General features: G+C 46.6%; 6 protein-coding genes and 1 pseudogene. 2 read left to right on the top strand and 5 right to left on the bottom strand.

Features of this window, described 5'->3' with window-relative positions:
- The 3 genes from ABD76_RS12820 to scfA all read right to left on the bottom strand — a co-directional run.
- A partial coding sequence (locus tag ABD76_RS12820; RefSeq protein WP_197256132.1) for an IS630 family transposase occupies positions 1-502 on the bottom strand: 502 nt, incomplete at its 3' end.
- A gap of 282 nt (positions 503-784) precedes the next feature.
- Positions 785-2164, bottom strand: a complete 1380-nt coding sequence (gene scfB / locus ABD76_RS12815; protein ID WP_197257410.1) for a thioether cross-link-forming SCIFF peptide maturase — start codon at positions 2162-2164, stop codon at positions 785-787.
- Positions 2165-2259: 95 nt separating this feature from the next.
- On the bottom strand, positions 2260-2409 hold the full coding sequence (scfA, locus tag ABD76_RS12810) for a six-cysteine ranthipeptide SCIFF (protein WP_076321126.1): 150 nt from the start codon (positions 2407-2409) through the stop codon (positions 2260-2262).
- Positions 2410-2946: 537 nt separating this feature from the next.
- Here scfA and ABD76_RS12805 point away from each other — a divergent pair.
- Positions 2947-4689: a S8 family serine peptidase gene (locus ABD76_RS12805; protein WP_242069549.1), complete on the top strand. Its 1743-nt coding sequence runs from the start codon at positions 2947-2949 to the stop codon at positions 4687-4689.
- Positions 4690-4914: 225 nt separating this feature from the next.
- On the opposite strand, the gene ABD76_RS12800 is transcribed toward ABD76_RS12805, so the two are convergent.
- The gene (locus ABD76_RS12800; RefSeq protein ID WP_478354319.1) at positions 4915-5247 is read right to left on the bottom strand and encodes a WYL domain-containing protein; all 333 of its coding nucleotides are present in this window, start codon (positions 5245-5247) and stop codon (positions 4915-4917) included.
- Positions 5248-5253: 6 nt separating this feature from the next.
- Positions 5254-5391: pseudogene (locus ABD76_RS31415) on the bottom strand (WYL domain-containing protein); the annotation flags it as partial.
- Positions 5392-5481: 90 nt separating this feature from the next.
- Here ABD76_RS31415 and ABD76_RS12795 point away from each other — a divergent pair.
- The gene (locus ABD76_RS12795; protein WP_197257406.1) at positions 5482-5748 is read left to right on the top strand and encodes a transposase; all 267 of its coding nucleotides are present in this window, start codon (positions 5482-5484) and stop codon (positions 5746-5748) included.
- Positions 5749-5834: the final 86 nt, after the last annotated feature.

Genomic DNA, 5834 nt, shown 5'->3' with positions numbered 1-5834 from the left:
TTTTTAGAGCCGGAAACGTTTCTTCGACAAACTGTTGTTGTTTAACAGGGTCTGCAGCGGCAAGCGTATACGTCGGTTTCGTATAGCTCATGCCCATATGTTCCATCATCTTCGAAACGCCGCGCAGCGAATAGGTACATCCATACGTACGCTCAATGTAGTCTGCTATCAGTTGCAACGTCCAATTGAATTTGGCGGTGAATCCAACGTCTGCTGGCACCTGGTTCACAATGACTTGCTTCAATGCGTCCCGCTGTTCTTTCGTCAGGCGTGGGGATCGCCCGGGAGAGAATTGCATGGCCAAGCCCGACAACCCTTCTTTTTCATAGGCGCGGATGTAAAGGCGAATAGTTTTCTCCGAACGACAGATGATCGTGGCAATCTCGCGTACAGACTTGCCCATTAATCGTAAACGTACGGTTTGAAGTCGCTCGTACATGCGGCGATCCTTCGTCGTTCTTATTCGTTCTTCAACTGCAGCCAGCGCTTCCTTGTTATCCATCTCATTCACCGCCTCATTCAGGGTATTTCTGAATTCGACAATGATGGGACAAAACCCTCCTGTTATGGAAGTTCAATAGTTTATTCTATATAGAAGGACATAACATAAATGAAATAGTTTATCGTTTTATTACGGAGCCTACTGCATTTGAAAGCAGTGTATATGATGAATCCTATGACATACTAAAAAAATATTGCAATAACATGTCTGGTGATCAATCAGATAAGGGAGCTGTATCGGCACAAATAGCAAAGAGAGGCGGCGAGCCCCTCTTTTATCTATCTACATTTGATTCTCTTCCATCGCTCTAATCGACTCCGCAACCTTCGCCATCAGGGAACATTCAATCCGTTTACGGAAAACATCACAACTAAACTCGTAGGTTCCGTTGATGGAGCCCGTCGCATGCAGGGCATTGGCGGGACAGCCGCCGCTGCAGTAGAGTTTAGCCCAGCAATCCTTGCACTCCGGCTTCGTGTAGCAGTTGCTCTCTTTAAATTGGCACTGCAGCTCAGGCCTCGTGATGCCATCCCAGATGTTCCCCATGCTGTACGCTTCATCCCCGACAAACTGGTGGCATGGGAACAGCTCGCCCCATGGCGTGACAGCGAGATATTCTGTGCCTGATCCGCAGCCTGTGATTCTCTTCTGGATGCAAGGACCTTCCGAGAGATCAAGCATGTAATGATAGAAAGTAAACCCTCTGCCTTGTTCGCTGCGCTTAATCATTTCCTTGGCGAGAATTTCGTATTGATTGTAAATTTCCGGGAGATCGTTCTCGGTAAGCGCATAGGGCTCCCGTGGATCGCAGATGACGGGTTCCATCGAGATTTTGTCAAAACCAAGATCTGCGATATGGAATATGTCATTGGTGAAATCGACATTGTTCCGCGTATATGTTCCCCGTACATAGTATTCCTGATCTCCGCGCTTTTGGATGAATTCCTGGAATTTCGGCACGATAGAATCATAACTGCCTTTGCCGGTAACGGTTGTGCGCAGCCGATCATGAACCTCTTTTCTTCCATCTAGGCTTAAGACGACATTGTACATTTCCTGATTTAAAAACTCGGTGACCTCATCGTTTAACAGCATGCCGTTCGTTGTGAAGGTGAAGCGGAATTTTTTCTTCCATTCCTTCTCCTTGCTTCGTGCATACGCTACAATCTGTTTGACGACTTTCCAAGCCATAAGGGGCTCCCCGCCGAAGAAGTCTATGTCCAGGTTTCGATGATGGCCCGAATGCTCCAGCAGATAATCGATAGCTCTTTGTCCAACCTCGTAGCTCATGATTGCTCGATCGCCATTGTACTTCCCTTGGCTGGCGAAGCAATATTCGCATGACAGATTGCAGGTATGCGCGACATTGAGACAGAGCGCTTTCACATACGTTTTTCGTTTTTTTAAATCGATGGCCAGCTCCTCATACGCATCCTCTGTAAAGAGCTGCCCATTGCTTTTAAGTTCCTCGACCTCTGAGATGGTCTCACGAATGCTTTCCTCAGAGAAATGTTTTTCCTTCATTATCGTCAGGATTTGTTCGGGCGTTGCATGCTCATAAAGCGCAATGATCTCATACGCCAGGTCATCAACAACATGCACTGAGCCACTATAGGTGTCGATCACGATGTTGTATCCGTTCAGTTGATATTGATGAATCATACTGCGAATCAAGCTCCTTTTTGCCTACAAATTGCAACGGCTATCCAGCATAAAAAACTTCGCCGTCCTTGTAGGACGGCGGTGAGTTTCAAATTTTATTTGTTCATTGCGTTTTCACAACGCTGGTTGGCCACGCCACAGGAAGTCTTGCAAGCAGACTGGCAAGATGTCTGGCAAGCGCCGCATCCGCCGTGTTTTGCAGTGTCCATCAGTTTGCGTGTACTCAGTGTTACAATTCTTTTCATTATGAATAACTCCTCTGCCATTTCATTAGTTTAACTTGCTGCGTTGAACTATCGTAGCAACAACTTTGGATGCAAATCAATCAAAAAGGTCACACCTAAACGTACCGTGAGCATTCCACACATGTGGAGTGCTGTACGTTGATAGTGAGAATGAAAGAGTAAGGAGAAGGGGTCGATAGATATGTCGAATGTTATTTCAAAATTTCTTCCTGATAGCAGGGAGTGTCGGTGTTGATGATAGGGCGGCCTGTTCACAGGTGGATTTGCCTTTTTAAATTTTTTGTTTACTTTTCCAAAAAAATGATGATAAAATAAAGGTAGTTGGGAAAAAGAGTAATTTATTTACCTAAAATCCCAATTAATTAATGACATTAAGAAGGGGGGGGATCCAGGAAATCACGGAGATAGAACCGAAAAAAAGGAGGCTTGGTAAATCTGAATCTTGAATGCGCTTTCTCGGCATCGTGACGAACTCTATTTCATCATGCTGAACACCAGAAAGCAGCACAAATTATTTATTTCCATGGAGGAGGGATAATGATGAAGAAGTTTCTAAGCTCTGTTTTAGCCGCCATTTTGTTAATGGTCACTTTATTAACAGGGGTGTCGTTTGGCAGCCCCGCTCAGGGGCACTCGACTGATTATATTGAAGGTCAACTCGTAGTGTCGCTCGAGGAACCGTTCATGGATTCGAGCCAAAGCGTGGATGATATATTGATGGAGGCGGATTCGCTCACGGAGAGCGGTTTTGCTATTGCCGATTCACTGTTCGGGCAGGATGCGGGCACTTTCTCGGTGCAAGCGCTGGATAGCGATGTAAGGGCTACGGCGATAGAGAAAATGGGATTGGTCTATTTGGTCGAGTACTCTGTAAAGGACTACAAGTCAATCGAGTCCGCAAAAAACACTTTGGAGAAAACATTAGAGAACCTCGGTTTCAATGTTCGGTACATCTCGGAAAACCGCAAAATGCACGCGCTTGAAACCGCAACCGTGGAAGATGTTTCACCTCAAGCTATTCACAACAACCAACGTTGGCATTATGAGATGATTAAGGTTCCGCAAGCCTGGGGGATTACGACCGGGTCGAGCTCAGTGCGGATCGGCGTGCTTGACACGGGAATTGACAGCAACCATCCGAGCTTGAAAGATCTGGTGAACACTAGCTTGGGCCGCAGCTTTGTAGGCGGTACCACAAACGATGGTAATGGGCACGGCACTCATGTCGCGGGAACGATCGCCAGTTATGGATCGGTGTCAGGCGTCATGCAGAACGCAACCCTGATTCCTATTAAAGTGCTTAACGACAGCGGTTCAGGTTCGCTGTATGGCGTTCAACAAGGTATTGTTTACGCCGCTAATATTAGAGCCGATGTCATCAATATGTCGCTGGGTGGCGGCGGTTACGATCAAGGGATGGATGAGGCCATTCAAACGGCTGTCGGCTTGGGCACTATCGTGGTGGCTGCCGCTGGCAATGACGGACTCCCAAAAATCTCTTATCCGGCGGCTTACAGCGGCTCGATCGCGGTTGGTTCCGTGACCTCGAGCAGAACGCGTTCAAGCTTCTCCAATTATGGACCGGGTCTTGATGTGATGGCTCCTGGGTCGAACATATACAGCACATATAAGAACGGTCAATATACAACCCTGTCAGGCACCTCGATGTCAACCCCTCATGTGACTGGCGTATTCGGGCTCATGAGATCGGTCAATCCGAATCTTAGCCCTGCCGCGGCCGGAGATATTCTCCGGAATACAGCGCAGCCTGCCGGAAGCTCCGATCAGTATGGGCATGGCATTGTTGATGCGTACGCTGCTGTGCTGGCGGCAGCCGGCGGGGGCGATACGCCAGCCCCGAGCGCGCCTGGCAATTTAATATCCACGGGCACAACCAGCGCAAGCGTACAGCTAAGCTGGAATCCTCCTTCCACGAACAACGCGGGCGTAACCGCTTATGAAGTCTATAACGGAGACTCGTTGGCTGCCACAGTCACGAATACTTCGGCGACGGTTACCGATTTGACGGCCAATACCACATATACGTTCACAGTTAGAGCGATAGACGCCTCAGGCAATCGATCCGAAGCAAGCAATGCCGTAACGGTAACGACGGATTCCGATTCGTCACAACCGTCTCCGGCTTGGGCTCCGGGTATATCGTATAAGATCGGGGAGGAAGTGACTTACGGCGAAGCAACGTACCAGTGCCTTCAAGAACATATTTCGATGGCGGGCTGGGAACCGCTTAATGTACCGGCATTATGGTTAGAGAAATAGTATTGTTCAATTAATCCGGGGGAAACGCTCCCCGAATAGAGCGCCTTCGCAGATCCGTCTGCAAGGCGCTTTTATTCGCGAATTATAATTGGAAATGAATGAGTTGGCCACTGAATCGTCAGATCCAGCAAGCTGAAGCGACACGCGTCGTTGCAAGCGATCTGATGGAAGAGAAGCGAAGGCGGGTAAGGAAACATTATTCCCCTATTGGGGCGGGGAAAACTCTTATAATTTTTGATAGTGATTTAAGAGACTCTCTGCTCTATCTTGGATAATTTGTTTTAAGGATTCAGGCTTCACGGATATCACATGATGGCCATATTTCATAAAATAGTCCGCGATAAACTCCTCTTCTCTTGGATTATAGAAGCCCTTAATCATTGTTTTATGACCAATTTCTATTTTCATGGAAGGATAATGTTCTTTATAAAAAAGATCCTTTGCTTGTTCTAAAATCTCTACTTCAAAGTCAAGACTCTTCTCTGATTGATACATTTCTAATGAACGACTAAGGAGTTCATCTATCGAAAAGTGTGACTTGTTGTCCTCTTCTTCCATCCCGGTTATTCTGTCACATCTGAAAACTCGATATTTATTCGTAGTTAACTCGATTCCAGTGGCGTACCATTGACCAAATTTAGCGGAAATTTTGAAAAATTGAACCTGGTAGCTTTTTTTCTCATTCTTTTTTACATATTGAATCTTGCAGGTACTCTCTATTTAGCCCCTATATAAACTTGGACAGTACACCCCTTACTCCGATACAATAATATTGAGGCGGAGGGGAACGAAATGAAGAAGAAACAGTATGATCTTAATTTCAAAAAGATGGTAGTTGCTAAAGGGAAGGAAATCGGCAACATGACCGCTGTAGCAAGGCAACATGAGCTTGATCCAAAGATGGTACTGCGATGGGCTAGAGAATTAAATCGTAAGGACCTGGATCAACTGGATGGGGCTAGTATGAAGCAAGCGAAGTTTGTCCCGACTGCAGAAGATTATGCTGCGCTTGCGAAAGAGAATGAGAAGCTCAAGAAACTCTATGCAGAGCAAGCCTAGGAGAGGGACATTCTCAAAGACCTACTAAAAAAAACGAACCCTCACTTGCGGATAAGATAGAGATCGCCCAGAAGTATATTGTGCAA

This window comes from Paenibacillus dendritiformis (genome assembly GCF_015845845.1).
Lineage (GTDB): Bacteria > Bacillota > Bacilli > Paenibacillales > Paenibacillaceae > Paenibacillus_B > Paenibacillus_B dendritiformis_C.
Note: the sequence above shows the minus strand (reverse complement) of the source record. Positions and strands in the feature narration are given on the sequence as shown.